Below are 14,259 nucleotides of genomic sequence, written 5' to 3'. Positions count from 1 at the left end.
ACGAGTTCGGCCCGGGGGCCTTATTCGTCGGCCTTGGTCTTCAGGACCTTGCGGCCACGGTAGAAGCCGTTGGGGCTGATGTGGTGACGCAGATGGGTCTCGCCCGTGTTGGGTTCGATAGCCGTCGACGGATTCACCAGAAAATCGTGCGAGCGGTGCATACCGCGCTTGGACGGGGACTTCTTGTTTTGTTGAACAGCCATGATGACTCCTAGAAACGGGGCGCATTGTACGCGATGCGGCCCGATGTTGATCTCAATCTTTGTGCTTCAGTTGTTCCAGCACCGCAAACGGCGACGGACGCTTGACAACGGGCTCTTGGGAAGCTTCGTTGTCTTTGGCCTGCGCGCCCGGGCATACATCATGCTTGGGCACATACGGAACGCTCAGAATGAGCTCATCTTCGATCTGGGCCAGCAAATCGAAATGATGCGAACCCACCACCTTTTCAGGCTGGTTGGACACAAAACCTTTACCTTCCACTTCTTCGTCTTCGTCGCTCTCGTCGTCGAGGCCGGCGGCGTGATCGCCCCCGGCAATGCCGTCGTCGAGATCGTCTTCAGACTTGACCAGCTGCAGCAGGACTTCGCTGTCGACCGGGTAGGCGAACGGCGCATTGCACCGCTGGCACACCACGACCGGATTCGCCTGCACACGGATGCGCAAGAGCGGCTGGCCTAGCACCAGCCCCGTCTTGCCCATCTCGCCGCGCGCGGACCACGTCACCAGCCCGGCATCACCCAGCGGTTGTTCGGGTAGCCCGTCAACCGCGCGCGCCAACCGCACAAGAGGTATGGTGCCTTGCGCTTCCCTGCCCTGATGGGCGAATGCGAATGCGTCGATGGGCTTGATGATCAGTCCTTTCGCACAGGATTCTGTACATCCTCCTGTGCATTGGCAGGCAGGCTCGCATGCAACGAAGTACGGTTTCAGTACTGTTGCACTGCAAAAATGCCGCAAAACGTTAGATAATACTGTGACTTACGTATCAGCGTCAAATACCGCATGCCCCAACAACCTGGTCTGATCCTCGCTTCCAGCTCGCGCTATCGCAAAGAGCTGCTCACTCGCCTGCGCCTGCCCTTTACCGCCATTTCGCCCGATGTGGACGAAACGCCACAGCCGGGCGAAACGCCCGAGGCGCTGGCCTTGCGCCTGTCGGTCGCCAAGGCCATGGCGGTGGCGGCCACGCACCCGGGCAGCCTCGTCATCGGATCGGACCAGGTAGCCACGGTAGACGGCCAGCCCATCGGCAAGCCGGGGGATTTTTCGCGCGCCCAGGCCCAGTTACGCGCACTTTCGGGGCAGATCGTGGAATTTCACAGCGCCTTGGCCGTCACGGACGGCCAGCGGGTGGAAAAAGCCGACATCGTGACGCGGTGCCGTTTCCGGCAATTGTCCGATCACGCCATCGACGCCTACCTGCGCGCCGAAGAACCCTACGATACCGCAGGCAGCGCCAAGGCGGAAAGCCTGGGCATCGCCCTGATGGAGAGCATCCAGAGCGATGACCCCACCGCCATCATCGGGCTGCCCCTGATCGCCCTGACCCGCATGCTGGGCCAGTTCGGCCTGGACCCACTGCACGCCCCGGGAGCGCCCGCATGAGTGGTTCGCTGCACCTGATTCCCGTCGGCCTGGGCGAGGCCGCTCCCGAAAGCTGGCTGCCCGCCGACGCGCGAGCCCTGGCCGGCCAGCTGGACACCTACATCGCCGAAAACGCCAAGACGGCACGCGCCTTCCTCAAGCAGATCGGCACCACCCGGCCGCTGCAGGAAATCACCATCCACACGCTGAGCGACAAAACCGACGCGACCCAGATCAAGGCCTGGCTGGAGCCCGTGCGCCAGGGCGCCGACATCGGCCTGGTGTCCGAAGCCGGCTGCCCCGCGGTCGCGGACCCCGGCGCCAAGGTCGTGGACGCCGCCCATCGGCTGGGCGTGACCGTCAAGCCCTGGGTCGGCCCCTCCTCCCTCCTGCTGGGCCTGATGGCCAGCGGACTGGGCGGCCAGCGTTTTGCCTTCCATGGCTACGCCCCGGTGGACGCCGCCGAACGCGCCAAGCAGCTCAAGGCCTGGGAACAGCATTCCGCCAAGCATAACCAGACCCAGTTGCTGATCGAAACCCCCTACCGCAACGCCGCCATGTTCGCGACGCTCCTGGCCAGCCTGAAAGGCGATACCAAGCTGTGCATCGCCCGCGCGCTGACCACCGCCGACGAATGGATCGCGACCCGCACCATCGCCGATTGGAAAAAACAGCCCGCCCCGCAGCTGGACAAGATGCCCACCCTGTTCCTGTACCTGGCGCGCTGACATGATGCGGTTCCTGGCAGTCTTTCTGGCCGCCGCGGCCCTGGCCGGCTGCGCCCATCGCGGCCCCGCCGGCTTGAACCTGGACACCTCCGTCACCGCGGTCGGCCAGAGCAGCCGGGTGCGCTTCGTCGTGGTGCACTACACCTCGGCCGACGACGCCCGGTCCATGCGACTCCTGTCGCAGGGCCAGGTCAGCGCCCACTACCTGATCAACACGTCGGGACGCACCTACCGCCTGGTCGACGAGACGCGTGCCGCCTGGCATGCCGGCGAAAGCGCGTGGTATGGCCTGAATGCCATGAACAGCACGTCGGTCGGCATCGAGATCGTCAACCCGGGCTGGACCGAGGGCGAGGACGGCAAGCGGCAGTGGCACGCCTATGACGACAAGCAGCTCCGCGCCCTGACCCTTCTGTTGCGGGACGTGATCCAGCGCAACGGCATCCTGCCCCAGAACGTGGTGGGCCATAGCGACATCGCGCCCCAGCGCAAGGTCGACCCCGGCCCGCTGTTCCCCTGGAAGCAACTGGCCGCGGCCGGCATAGGCCGCTGGTACGACGAAGCCGGCGCCGCATCGCACCTGGCGCGGCTGCAGGCCCAGGGCACGCCCGACGTCGCCTGGTTCCAGCAGCAGTTGCAACGGCTGGGCTACGCCTGCCCGCAGAACGGCACGCTGGACCGCGCCACGATCAACGTATTGGCCGCCTTCCAGATGCACTATCGCCCCGCCGTGCACGACGGCCAGCCGGATGCCGAAACCGCGGCAATCATGCTGGCGATGCTGTAGCCCTGCCCGGCCGGCGCAGCGGCCGCAGGGGCCATCGACGTCGAGGACAGGCCCTAGGCGCGGCGGCGGCGCCACCACGCCGCCAACCGCCATCCCAGCAGCAGCGCCAGCACGGCAGCATACAAGACGGGCTGGGCCAGGTCGTTCTTGCCGGCCTTGTGCCACCAGTAGTGCAGCACCGCCAGCAGCCCGATGAGATACACGGCGCGGTGCAATTGCTGCCAGCGCTTGCCCAGCCTGCGCATGGCCCACTGGGTAGAGGTGGCCGCCAGCGCCGTCAGCAGCACGAAGGCAGCAAACCCCACGGTGATGAATGGGCGCTCGCCAATGTCCTGCAGCATGGCCGCCGGATCGAAGCCGCGGTCCCACCAGACCCAGGCCATGAAGTGCATGGCCCCATAGAAAAATGCGAACAGTCCGCACATGCGGCGCAGACGCACCAGCGCCGGCTGGCCGCTCAAGCGGCGCAAGGGCGTGATGGCCAGCGTGACGAGCAGGCAGACCAGCGTCCAGGTGCCCGACGATCGGGTCAGGAACTCCACCGGATTGGCGGTCAGGCCGTTGTTGAACCCCAGCCAGATCCAACGGAGAAATGGCGCCAGCCCCAACAGGAACAGGAAGGGCTTGAACCGCCCCACGGCCCGGGCCGACCACTGCGGCTTGCGGGCGGCTGCTGTGCGGCTCACGTCGGTCATGGGCGGATCAGTAGTTGGCCTTCAGGTCCATGCCCTGGTAGAGCGAGGCGACCTGATCGGCATAGCCGTTGAACATCAAGGTCTTGCGCTTGGGCGAGAACAGGCCGTCTTCGCCGATGCGGCGCTCGGTTGCCTGGCTCCAGCGCGGATGGGGCACCGTGGGATTCACGTTGGCGTAGAAACCGTATTCCTGCGGCGCGGCCTTGATCCACGACGACACCGGCTGTTTTTCCACCAGGCGGATCTTGACCAGCGACTTGCCCGACTTGAAGCCGTATTTCCAGGGCACCGCCAGGCGCACGGGCGCACCGTTCTGGTTGGGCAGCACCTTGCCATAGACGCCGAATACCAGCATCGCCAGCGGGTTCATGGCCTCGTCGATGCGCAGCCCCTCGACATAAGGCCAATCCAGGATCGCGGCGCGCACGCCCGGCATATTCTCGCGCTGCACCGCGGTGACAAATTCGACGTACTTCGCGTTGCCGGTGGGTTCGACCTGCTTGAGCAGCGCCGACAGCGAATAGCCGACCCAAGGGATCACCATCGACCAACCCTCGACGCAGCGCAACCGGTAGACACGCTCTTCCATCGGCGCCAGCTTGAGCAGCTCTTCGATGCCGAACGTGCGCGGCTTGCCGACCTCACCCTCGACGCTGACGGTCCAGGGACGGGTCTGCAGCTTGCCGGCATTGGCGGCGGGCTCACCCTTGTCCACCCCGAATTCGTAGTAGTTGTTGTACGACGTCACATCCGCCAGCGACGTCTGCTTGTCCATGACGCTGAACGCGGCATTGGCCTGACCGGGCAACGCCCCGGCATCCTGCGCGAACGCGCTGCGGGTCGCCCACCCAGGCAGGCCCAACCCGGCCGCAGCCACGCCTGCGCGCAGGATCAGTTCGCGGCGCGAGCGCCACACCGTCTCGGGAGTTATGTCGGACGGAAGGATGTCATCGGGCTTGCGTATCAGCATCGGGGTCTCCTGGGGGGCCGGCACGGGCCGCTGCCGTTCCGCGCGCAAACCATGGACGTTGCGCGGCCCCATGATATTCCGCCGGCGCTGCCGGCGGGCATCTGGAATAGACCTGGACCCGACAAAGGCGTTCCCAGCCAGATGGGCAGCCCGCCCGCCTTCCGGCACGCGGCAAGCCCCGGTTCAGCGGCAAGGCCGCGTCAGGCAGCGGCCGCCAGGGTCCGGCTGAGCAGCCATTCGCGCACCCGGGGCACGCTTTCCAGCACGGCCTGCGGCGAGCAACCCTCAAGTTCCTTCAGGGTATGGGCGCCATAGGTCACCCCCAGCCCGTGCACACCGGCGTTGATCGCCATCTGCAGGTCATGCGAGGTATCGCCCACCATCACGACCCGAGTCGGGTCGACGTCCAGTTCCTGCATCAGCTCATGCAGCATGCCGGGGTGCGGCTTGCTGAAGGTTTCGTCAGCGGTACGGGTGGCATCGAACATCGGGCCCAGGCCGGTCGCGGCCAGGGCGCGGGTCAGGCCGACCCGGCTCTTGCCCGTCGCCACGGCCAGACGCACGTTCCGCCCGGCCAGTTCGGTCAGCAGTTCAGGAATGCCGTCGAACAAGCGCAGTTCAGGGTCACGCAGCAGGTAATGGGTGCGATAGCGCTCGAGAAAGCGCGGCAGCATCGCCTGGGTCAGCTCGGGCACGGCGCGGCGCAATGCGCTTTCCAGGGACAGACCAATGACCCAGCTGGCATCCGACGCCGACGGCACGGGCAGCTCCAGGTCGCGGCAGGCGCCCTGGATGGCGGCCACGATGCTGTGCGTGGAATCCATCAGGGTTCCGTCCCAGTCAAAAACGACCAGCGAATACGACATATCAGACCGACTCCAGTTGTTTCAGTATTTTCCGGCACGCGGGCGGCAATTCGGCCGTGAGCGTCATCGGTTCGCCCGTCAGGGGGTGGGCCAGGGTCAATTGATGGGCATGCAGGAACATCCGACCAAAGCCCATGCGCGAGAATTCGGCGCGCACCTCGTCATGGCCGTACTTGTCGTCACCCACGATAGGGAAGCCGCTGGCGGCCAGATGCACCCGGATCTGGTGGGTGCGGCCGGTTCGCAGCTCGGCGTCGACCAGGCTGTAGCGGCCGAAGCGCTGTTTCAGGGTGATGATGGTGTGGGCCGACTGGCCGTCAGGGTCGACCTTGACCCGACGCTCACCCGACTGGGTGGTCCATTTGGACAGCCCCAGCTTGATGTGCTGGCGGTCATTGACCCAGTCGCCCTCGACCAGTGCAAAGTAGTGCTTGTCGCTGCGCCCTTCGCGCAGCATGGCATGCAAGGCCAGCAGCGCACTGCGCTTCTTGGCCACCATGAGCAGGCCGGAAGTCTCGCGGTCGAGCCGGTGCACCAGTTCCAGGAATTTGGCCTCGGGGCGCGCGGCGCGCAGTTGCTCGATGACGCCGAACGACACGCCGCTGCCCCCGTGGACGGCCACGCCGGCGGGCTTGTCCACCACCAGCATCGCGTCATCTTCGAACACCACGGGAAATTCCGCGGCCGGCACCGGTTTGGGCGTACCGGGATCCGGCAGCCGCAGCGGCGGGATGCGGACCATGTCGCCCTCCACCACGCGGTAGTCGGCCGAGATGCGTCCCTTGTTTACCCGCACCTCACCGCCACGGATGGCCTTGTAGATGTGGGTTTTGGGGACGCCCTTGCACAGGCGCATCAGGTAATTGTCCAGGCGCTGGCCGGCATGCTCGGCACCGACCTCCACCATGCGGACGGAAGGGGGTGCCATAGGGGAGGAAGTTTCTTTGCGCATTGCGGAAAGCGACATATAATCGGGACAGCCTTAAGGGGCTGAATCAGCCGCTGGCGTAGAGATGCAACTCAAGTACGCAACTCCGTCGAGCGCGTGGGCCGCCATTGTACTGCCTGCTCATTCAACCCCTGGGTCATTTGGTCGCCGGCGCAACCGCGCCCTGCCGGATAGTGGTGTGGCATTCATTTTGCCCGCTGTCCCAGCAGGTCCGTTGCATGCCGCAAGCGGCTTGAAGCACCGCAAGAATCGTCGCATATTTAAAGCACCAGCTGCGTGTAGGCAACCAATCCGACCGCAACTGCCGTTCACAGCACATTTCCGTCAAACCACATTCAGTGAAGCTGACCCTCCTGCTGAAAGAACCCCGTGCCCCACGGCACGACGTGCCCGCCTGACCCGCGGCGGATACGCCTGGGCGCCGCCCAGGTACGGTCCGCATCTTCTTGCCCGCTTCAGCCGCAGCCCGAGTGGCCCGAGGTCACGCGCCGATATCGGCGCGTCATGACAACGGAGAAACCCTCTCATGAAGCGCATGCTGTTCAATGCGACGCACCAGGAAGAATTACGCGTCGCTATCGTCGATGGGCAAAAACTCATCGACCTCGACATCGAGACTGCCGGCCGCGAACAACGCAAAGGCAACATCTACAAAGGTGTCATCACCCGGATCGAACCCGGCCTTGAAGCGTGCTTCGTCAACTACGGCGAAGACCGCCACGGCTTTCTTCCCTTCAAGGAAGTGGCCCGCAGCTTCTTCAAGGAAGGCGTCGACGTCCGCACCGCCCGCATCCAGGATGCCCTGCGCGAAGGCCAGGAACTGATCGTCCAGGTCGAAAAAGAAGAACGCGGCAACAAGGGCGCAGCCCTGACCACGTTCATCTCGCTGGCCGGCCGCTATCTGGTCCTGATGCCCAACAACCCCCGTGGCGGTGGCGTTTCGCGCCGCGTCGAGGGCGAAGACCGACAGGAACTGCGCGACACGATGGAGCAGCTCGAGCTGCCCCAGGGCATGAGCATCATTGCCCGCACCGCCGGTATCGGCCGCAACGTCGAAGAGCTCCAGTGGGACTTGTCCTACCTGTTGCAACTCTGGACGGCCATCGACGGCGCCGCGCGCGACAATTCCGCACCCATCCTGATCTACCTGGAATCCAGCCTGGTCATCCGGGCCATCCGCGATTACTTCTCGCCCGAAATCGGCGAAATCCTGATCGACACGGACGAAATCGCCGACCAGGCGACCGCGTTCATGAGCGTCGTGATGCCGGACAACGTCCAGCGCGTCAAGCGCTACCGCGACGATATCCCGCTGTTCTCGCGCTTCCAGATCGAACACCAGATCGAAACGGCCTACTCGCGCACGGTCACGCTGCCCTCGGGCGGCGCCATCGTCATCGACCACACCGAAGCGCTGGTGTCCGTGGACGTCAACTCGGCCCGCTCCACCCGCGGCGCCGACATCGAGGAAACCGCCCTGCGGACCAACTCGGAAGCCGCCGACGAAGTGGCCCGCCAGCTGCGCTTGCGCGACCTGGGCGGCCTGATCGTCATCGACTTCATCGACATGGAAGACAGCAAGAACCAGCGCGCCGTCGAACAGCGCCTGCGTGATGCCCTCCATTTCGACCGCGCCCGCGTCCAGATGGGCAAGATCTCGCGCTTCGGCCTGATGGAACTGTCGCGCCAGCGCCTGCGTCCGGCCCTGAACGAAGGCTCGCACATCACCTGCCCGCGCTGCAACGGCACCGGCGTGATCCGCGACGCCGAGTCCAGCGCGCTGCACGTCCTGCGCCTGCTGCAGGAAGAAGCCATGAAGGAAAACACCGCGGCGGTCCACGCCCAGGTGCCGGTCGACGTGGCGACCTACCTGCTGAACGAAAAGCGCGCCGACATCACCAAGATGGAAGCCCGCCTGAAGGTCAACCTGATGCTGATCCCCAACAAGCATCTCGAGACCCCGCATCACCACATCGAGCGCCTGCGCCACGATGACCCGCGCCTGGAAGAAGTGAAGACCAGCTTCGAGCTGGTCGAAGCCCCGGCCACCGACGCCCCCTGGCAGCCGCGCGAAAGCGAAATCAAGGCTCGCCCCGAAGCGCTGGTCAAGGGCATCACGCCGTCGCAGCCCGCCCCCGTGTCCACGCCCGCGCCGGCGCCCGCCCCCGTGGCAGCCCAAGCACAGCCGGCCGGCCTCGGCGGCCTGTTCAAGCGCCTGGTCGGCTGGCTGACCGGCAACGCCGAACCCGCCAAGACGGCGCCTGCCGCCCAGGAAGACGCGAGCGCCAAGCGCGCCTCGTCGCCGTCGCGCGGCGGCAAGGGCCGTAGCGGCCACGATGGCCAGGAACGCCGTGGCGAACGTCATGGCTCCGACCGCAACCGCAACCGTCGCGGCGAAGCCCGCACGGAAGGCGCCGAGGGCAGCGAAGGCGGCCGCCACCACATCCGTGGCAACCGTCGCCCTGAAGGCGAACGCGGCGAGCGCCAGGAACGTGGCGAACGCAACAATCGCAACGAGCGTGGCGATCGCGCCGAACGCGACCAGGCCGTGCAGGCCGCGCAAGCATCGAACCGCCCTGACGTCGCCGTGGACGCCAACGGGGATGACGCCGGCGCCGGCCGCAACCGCCGCCGTGGCCGTGGCCGCAACCGCCGCGAAGAAGGCCAGTCCGACGCCCCGATGAGCGAACAGGAAAGCATGGTTGCCGCGCTGGCCCAGACGGTTGCCACCGCCCTGCCTGAAGCCAAGCCGCCCGTCGACGCGTCGGCCGAGCAAGCCGAGGCCGCCGAGCAATCCGCCGATGGCGTCCCCGTTTCCGCCGAAGGCGCCGAAGCCGGTGCCGATCCGGAACGCAAGCGCCGCCGCCGCCGCAGCCGTCGTGGCCGCCGCAGCCAGGAAGAATCTGGCGTGGCAGGCAGCGACGAGCAACTGGACGACGGTTCGGACGACGACGCTGGCGAACAGCCCGACCAAGTGACCGCCGCCCCCGCGCCGGTCGCCGCCCAGGCCGAAGCCCAACCGGCTCCCGTGTACACGCAAGCCGTGCAAGCCGACGCCCAGCCTGACGCCCAACCGGTTCAAGCCCGCCCGGCTGAAACCGCGGCGGTGGCCCAGGCGGAGCCGGCCGCAACGCCGGCCGCTCCGGTCGCCGAGCCTGTGGCCGAGCAGCCCGTGCAGACCACCGCTCCGGTGGTGACGGCGCCCGTGGCTGTCGAGCCTGCCAGCCAGGTTTCCGAAGCGACAGCGCCCGTCGCTCCGGCCCCCATTGTGGAACCGGTCGTGACCCCGGCCCCTGTTGTGACCGCAGCGCCCGAGGCCGCTCCGGCCCCGGCCGCGGCCACGCCTGCTCCCGTGGCTGCCCCTGTGGTGGCCGCCACGCCTGCGGCGCCGGTCAGCGCCCAACCCATCGTGGTGCCGGCAACCGCTCCGTCCGCCAAGGCCCAGGCCCTGCACGACGTGGTGAACGCCGCCGGCCTGCAATGGGTGGAAACCGACCCCGAGCGCCACGCTCAGACGCAAGTGCGCATCGCTGCCGCGCACACGCCGGTGCGCCTGGGCCGCGAGCGCAAGCCGGTGGCCGCCGTCTCGAACGAACCGCTGGTTCAGGTCGAAACCCGCCACTAAGCCGCCCCGCGCGAGCAAAAGCCCCCATCTTGCGATGGGGGCTTTTTTTATGCGCCGCATTTTCATGCGCCGATTCGGCGGGCCGAAAAAAAACCCTCGCTGCCGAGGGTTCTCTTGATGCCGATGGGGTAAGGATCAGAACTGGTAGGTGTAGGTCAGCTGAACCGTGTCCAGGCCCGGGTTCGGGCGCTTGATGCTGGCATTGGAGAAGTGCGAATAGCGCACGCCGATACGGTTGTTCGGGGTCAGGAGGAAACCCAGGCCGACGTGGTCGCCGAACTGGAAGGCCGTGCTGATGTTCTCGTTGGCAAAACGGGTGCTGGAGAACACCGTGGCGCCGATACCGGCTTCGAGGTAGAAGCGATCGCCGGTCCACCAGCGGAACATCGGGATGGCGTTCAGTTGCCAGACGTGGCCCGGCGAGCGGCCGCTATTGGCCCACCAGTACGACGCGCCGAATTCGGGGGTCAGGTCCAGACGCCCCCAGTTGCCGCCGAACTGGTACGTCCAGATCGACGGGGTTTCGTAGTTCAGGGTGAAACGTTGGTAGTGGTCACCAATGCCATAGTGGGCGCTTACGCCGCCCTGGGTACCCTCGGACGACTGCGCGCTGGCAAAGGTAGCGACGCCGGCCAGGGCCAAACCGACAAGGCGCGTGAGCATTTTCTTCTTCGTCGACTGCATTGGGAGGAACTCCGTATTTATTGGGACAAGACTCTCGGTCGAATCACGAGATTTTCCGGTACTTCACAACATAGCAAAAACCGGGCCAGAAGGCTCGCAATGTGTCGCAATATGGCAACAATCCGCGCGGAAAACACTGTTCCGCCAACGCGGTGAAATGAGGGCGTCACCCGCCCTCATCGCAGGCAAAGAAAACGCCGCTGGCACACGATGGCGCGAGCGGCGATTGGCAGCAGGCACACCCAGGACGACAAGACCTGGGCGAGCCGGTGCGGCAGGTCAGGCGGCGGTGACGACGTCAGCCGGCTGGTTGGTCAGCAGCGCCAACAGGCGGGCAATTTCCTCACGCAACTGACGGCGGTCGATCACCATGTCGATGGCGCCCTTTTGCAGCAGGAACTCGGCGCGCTGGAACCCTTCGGGCAACTTTTCACGCACGGTCTGCTCGATCACACGCGGGCCGGCAAAGCCGATCAGCGCCTTGGGTTCGGCGATGACCACGTCGCCCATGAAGGCGAAGCTGGCCGACACGCCGCCCATGGTGGGGTCGGTCAGGACGCTGATGAACGGCAGGCCGGCGGCCGACAGGCGCGTCAGCATGGCATTGGTCTTGGCCATCTGCATCAGCGACAGCAGGCTTTCCTGCATGCGCGCCCCGCCCGAGGCGGCCACGCAGATGAAGGGCGTCTTGTTGTCCAGCGCAGCCTGGGCGCCACGCGCGAAGCGCTCGCCCACCACCGAGCCCATGGATCCGCCCATGAATTCGAATTCGAAGCAGGCCAGCGTGGCGGGCACGCCGCGGATCGAGCCGCTGACCACCACCAGCGCGTCGGTTTCACCGGTTTGCTTGACGGCCTCCTGCAGGCGCTCGGGGTACTTGCGGGTGTCTTTGAACTTCAGCGTGTCGACCGAGCGCGTGGTCTGGCCGATCTCGACCCGGCCTTCAAGGTCGAGCAGCGAATCGATACGGGCACGGGCCCCGATGCGCATGTGATGGTCGCACTTGGGGCAGACGTGCAGATTGGCAGCCAGGTCTTCGCTGTACAGCACCGTCTCGCATGACGGGCATTTCACCCACAGGCCTTCAGGCACGCGGCGGGCGCCGCTGTCGCTGGTCTTGTTGATGCGAGGAGGCAGGAGTTTTTCGATCCAGCTCATTGTTGTTTCATCCCGTTAGGAGGTCGCGCCAGGCCGCTCAGGCCGACGCGTTTTGTCGTTTTACTTGATCCAGCGCTTGCCGGATGGTGCGCAGCCAGCCGCTGGCGGCGGCGACTGCAGCGTCGGTTTGCTGGGCCGCGGGGACGTTGGCCACCGCCTGCTCCATGGTTTCAATCAGCTTGCTGCCGATGACGACAGCGTCGGCCACGCCTGCCACGCGCTGGGCGCTTTCGGCATCGCGGATGCCGAAGCCCACGCCGACCGGAATGTCGCGCACGTAGCGACGGATGACGGCCAGACGTTCAGCCACGCTGTCGGTGTTGAGCGAACCGGCACCCGTGACACCCTTGAGCGACACGTAGTAGACGTAACCGCGGGCGACCTTGGCGACGGCCTGGATGCGTTCGTCGGTGGACGTGGGGGCCAGCAGGAAGATCGGAGCGATGCCGTGGCGGCCGAGGACGTCGGCAAACTCCACGATCTCTTCGGGTGGATAGTCGACCACCAGGACACCGTCCACGCCCGCGGCTTCGGCGCGGCGGGCGAATTCGGCCTGGCCCATGCTTTCGATGGGATTGGCGTAGCCCATCAGCACCACGGGGGTGGCCGTGTCCTGCTGGCGGAAGTCGGCGACGAGCTCAAGCACACGAGCCAGGCCCACGCCCTGGGCAATGGCCCGGTCGGCGGCGCGTTGAATCACGGGGCCGTCGGCCATGGGATCGGAAAACGGCACGCCCAACTCAAGGACGTCGGCGCCGGCCTGGACCAGTGCGTGCATCAGCGGCACGGTGGCGGCGGGCGACGGATCGCCTGCCGCAATGTAGGGGATCAGCGCCGCGGCGCGGCCGGATTCGGCGGTGCGCGCAAAGGCGGCGGCGATGCGATCAGAGCGGGTTGTCGTCATGTTAGAGCTCGATACCGGCACGTTCGGCGACGGTATGCATGTCTTTGTCGCCACGGCCCGACAGGTTGACCAGGATGACGGCGTCGCGCGGCAGCGTGGCGGCCATTTTCACGGCCTGGGCAATGGCGTGGGAAGACTCCAGCGCCGGCATGATGCCTTCGATGCGGCAGCAGTCGTGGAAGGCCTTCAAGGCTTCGTCGTCGGTGATGCCGACGTACTCGGCGCGGCCGGAATCCTTGAGCCAGGCGTGCTCGGGGCCGACGCCGGGGTAATCCAGCCCGGCCGAGACCGAATGGGTTTCCTGGACCTGGCCGTCGGCATTCTGCATGACGTAGGTGCGGTTGCCGTGCAGCACGCCGACCTGGCCGGCAGCCAGGGAGGCCGCATGCTTGCCGCTTTCCATGCCCTCGCCCGCCGCCTCGACGCCGATCAGGCGCACGTTTTCGTAGGGGATGTAGGGGTGGAAGATGCCCATGGCGTTGGAACCGCCGCCCACCGCCGCCACGACGTAGTCGGGCTGGCGGCCGATGGCTTCGGGCATCTGCGTCAGGCATTCGTTGCCGATGACGGTCTGGAAGTCGCGCACCATGCGGGGATAGGGGTCAGGACCCGCCACCGTGCCGATGATGTAGAACGTGTTCTCGATGTTGGTGACCCAGTCGCGCATCGCTTCATTGAGCGCGTCTTTCAGGGTGCGCGAACCGGAAGTGACCGGCACGACCTTGGCGCCCAGCAGCTTCATGCGATAGACGTTGGAGGCCTGGCGGCGGATATCTTCGCTGCCCATGTAGACCACGCATTCCATGCCATAGCGGGCGGCCACGGTGGCCGAGGCCACGCCATGCTGGCCGGCGCCGGTTTCGGCGATGACGCGGGGCTTGCCCATGCGCTTGGCCAGCAAGGCCTGGCCGATGCAGTTGTTGACCTTGTGCGCGCCGGTGTGGTTCAGGTCTTCGCGCTTGAACCAGATCTGGGCGCCGCCAACCAGGTCCGACCAACGCCGGGCATGGTAGACGGGGCTGGGACGGCCCACGAAATGCTTGAGTTCGTAGTTGAACTCTTCCAGGAAGGCGGGATCGACACGGTAATGGTCATAGGCCGCACGCAGCTCGTCGAGCGCGTGCATCAGCGTTTCCGCCACGAAAACACCGCCATAAGGGCCGAAATGGCCCTGGGCATCCGGAAAGTCGTAAGGTTTCACCAAGCATCTCCCCCGGTATCGCGGCTGACCACTGCCAGCCGCAAATCCGGTTTGCAACCCGTCATTTTACCTGACGCGGGCGGTGGCGGGGACGCGCCCCGCCGC

14 protein-coding genes are annotated in these 14,259 nt (G+C 66.1%); 4 read left to right on the top strand and 10 right to left on the bottom strand.

Annotated features, from left to right (window positions below; genetic code table 11):
- Window positions 1-20: 20 nt before the first annotated feature.
- Complete coding sequence (gene rpmF, locus AC6LJ2_RS23220; protein WP_025137127.1) at window positions 21-203, bottom strand: 50S ribosomal protein L32; 183 nt, start codon at window positions 201-203, stop codon at window positions 21-23.
- A 52-nt stretch (window positions 204-255) separates the two neighbouring features.
- Window positions 256-858: a YceD family protein gene (locus AC6LJ2_RS23215; RefSeq protein ID WP_263910782.1), complete on the bottom strand. Its 603-nt coding sequence runs from the start codon at window positions 856-858 to the stop codon at window positions 256-258.
- A 147-nt stretch (window positions 859-1,005) separates the two neighbouring features.
- On the opposite strand from AC6LJ2_RS23215, the gene AC6LJ2_RS23210 reads away from it, so the two are divergent.
- The 3 genes from AC6LJ2_RS23210 to AC6LJ2_RS23200 are packed head-to-tail and all read left to right on the top strand — an operon-like array spanning window position 1,006 to window position 3,102.
- A complete protein-coding gene (locus AC6LJ2_RS23210) occupies window positions 1,006-1,608 on the top strand; it encodes a Maf-like protein (protein WP_263910490.1) in 603 nt (200 codons plus the stop codon).
- Window positions 1,605-2,315 carry an SAM-dependent methyltransferase gene (locus tag AC6LJ2_RS23205; RefSeq protein WP_498152273.1) on the top strand — a complete coding sequence of 237 codons (711 nt, stop codon included), beginning with the start codon at window positions 1,605-1,607 and terminating at the stop codon, window positions 2,313-2,315. The genes AC6LJ2_RS23210 and AC6LJ2_RS23205 overlap by 4 nt, the downstream gene beginning before the upstream one ends.
- Before the next feature lies 1 nt (window position 2,316).
- A complete protein-coding gene (locus AC6LJ2_RS23200) occupies window positions 2,317-3,102 on the top strand; it encodes an N-acetylmuramoyl-L-alanine amidase (protein WP_263910487.1) in 786 nt (261 codons plus the stop codon).
- A 53-nt stretch (window positions 3,103-3,155) separates the two neighbouring features.
- On the opposite strand, the gene msrQ is transcribed toward AC6LJ2_RS23200, so the two are convergent.
- The 4 genes from msrQ to AC6LJ2_RS23180 form a co-directional block, all read right to left on the bottom strand.
- The gene (gene msrQ / locus AC6LJ2_RS23195) at window positions 3,156-3,797 is read right to left on the bottom strand and encodes a protein-methionine-sulfoxide reductase heme-binding subunit MsrQ (protein WP_263910486.1); all 642 of its coding nucleotides are present in this window, start codon (window positions 3,795-3,797) and stop codon (window positions 3,156-3,158) included.
- A gap of 7 nt (window positions 3,798-3,804) precedes the next feature.
- Complete coding sequence (msrP, locus tag AC6LJ2_RS23190) at window positions 3,805-4,767, bottom strand: protein-methionine-sulfoxide reductase catalytic subunit MsrP (RefSeq protein WP_263910485.1); 963 nt, start codon at window positions 4,765-4,767, stop codon at window positions 3,805-3,807.
- A 200-nt stretch (window positions 4,768-4,967) separates the two neighbouring features.
- Window positions 4,968-5,633 (bottom strand): HAD family hydrolase, encoded by a 666-nt coding sequence (locus AC6LJ2_RS23185; RefSeq protein ID WP_263910484.1) that lies wholly within the window; start codon window positions 5,631-5,633, stop codon window positions 4,968-4,970.
- Window position 5,634: 1 nt separating this feature from the next.
- Entirely contained in the window at window positions 5,635-6,600 is a 966-nt protein-coding gene (locus AC6LJ2_RS23180; protein ID WP_498152272.1) for an RluA family pseudouridine synthase, read from the bottom strand.
- A 508-nt stretch (window positions 6,601-7,108) separates the two neighbouring features.
- On the opposite strand from AC6LJ2_RS23180, the gene AC6LJ2_RS23175 reads away from it, so the two are divergent.
- Complete coding sequence (locus tag AC6LJ2_RS23175; RefSeq protein WP_498152271.1) at window positions 7,109-10,207, top strand: Rne/Rng family ribonuclease; 3,099 nt, start codon at window positions 7,109-7,111, stop codon at window positions 10,205-10,207.
- 135 nt (window positions 10,208-10,342) lie between these two features.
- On the opposite strand, the gene AC6LJ2_RS23170 is transcribed toward AC6LJ2_RS23175, so the two are convergent.
- The 4 genes from AC6LJ2_RS23170 to trpB form a co-directional block, all read right to left on the bottom strand.
- Window positions 10,343-10,891 carry an acyloxyacyl hydrolase gene (locus tag AC6LJ2_RS23170; protein ID WP_263910481.1) on the bottom strand — a complete coding sequence of 183 codons (549 nt, stop codon included), beginning with the start codon at window positions 10,889-10,891 and terminating at the stop codon, window positions 10,343-10,345.
- Between the two features lie 279 nt (window positions 10,892-11,170).
- A complete protein-coding gene (gene accD, locus AC6LJ2_RS23165) occupies window positions 11,171-12,049 on the bottom strand; it encodes an acetyl-CoA carboxylase, carboxyltransferase subunit beta (RefSeq protein ID WP_445658412.1) in 879 nt (292 codons plus the stop codon).
- 37 nt (window positions 12,050-12,086) lie between these two features.
- Window positions 12,087-12,953, bottom strand: coding sequence for a tryptophan synthase subunit alpha (gene trpA, locus AC6LJ2_RS23160; RefSeq protein ID WP_263910479.1), 867 nt, complete (start codon window positions 12,951-12,953; stop codon window positions 12,087-12,089).
- Between the two features lies 1 nt (window position 12,954).
- Window positions 12,955-14,154, bottom strand: coding sequence for a tryptophan synthase subunit beta (gene trpB / locus AC6LJ2_RS23155; protein ID WP_263910478.1), 1,200 nt, complete (start codon window positions 14,152-14,154; stop codon window positions 12,955-12,957).
- Between the last annotated feature and the right edge of the window lie 105 nt (window positions 14,155-14,259).

The sequence above is a fragment of the Achromobacter sp. 1014246743 genome (genome assembly GCF_059760725.1).
This window is presented reverse-complemented; position numbering and strand designations above follow the sequence as displayed.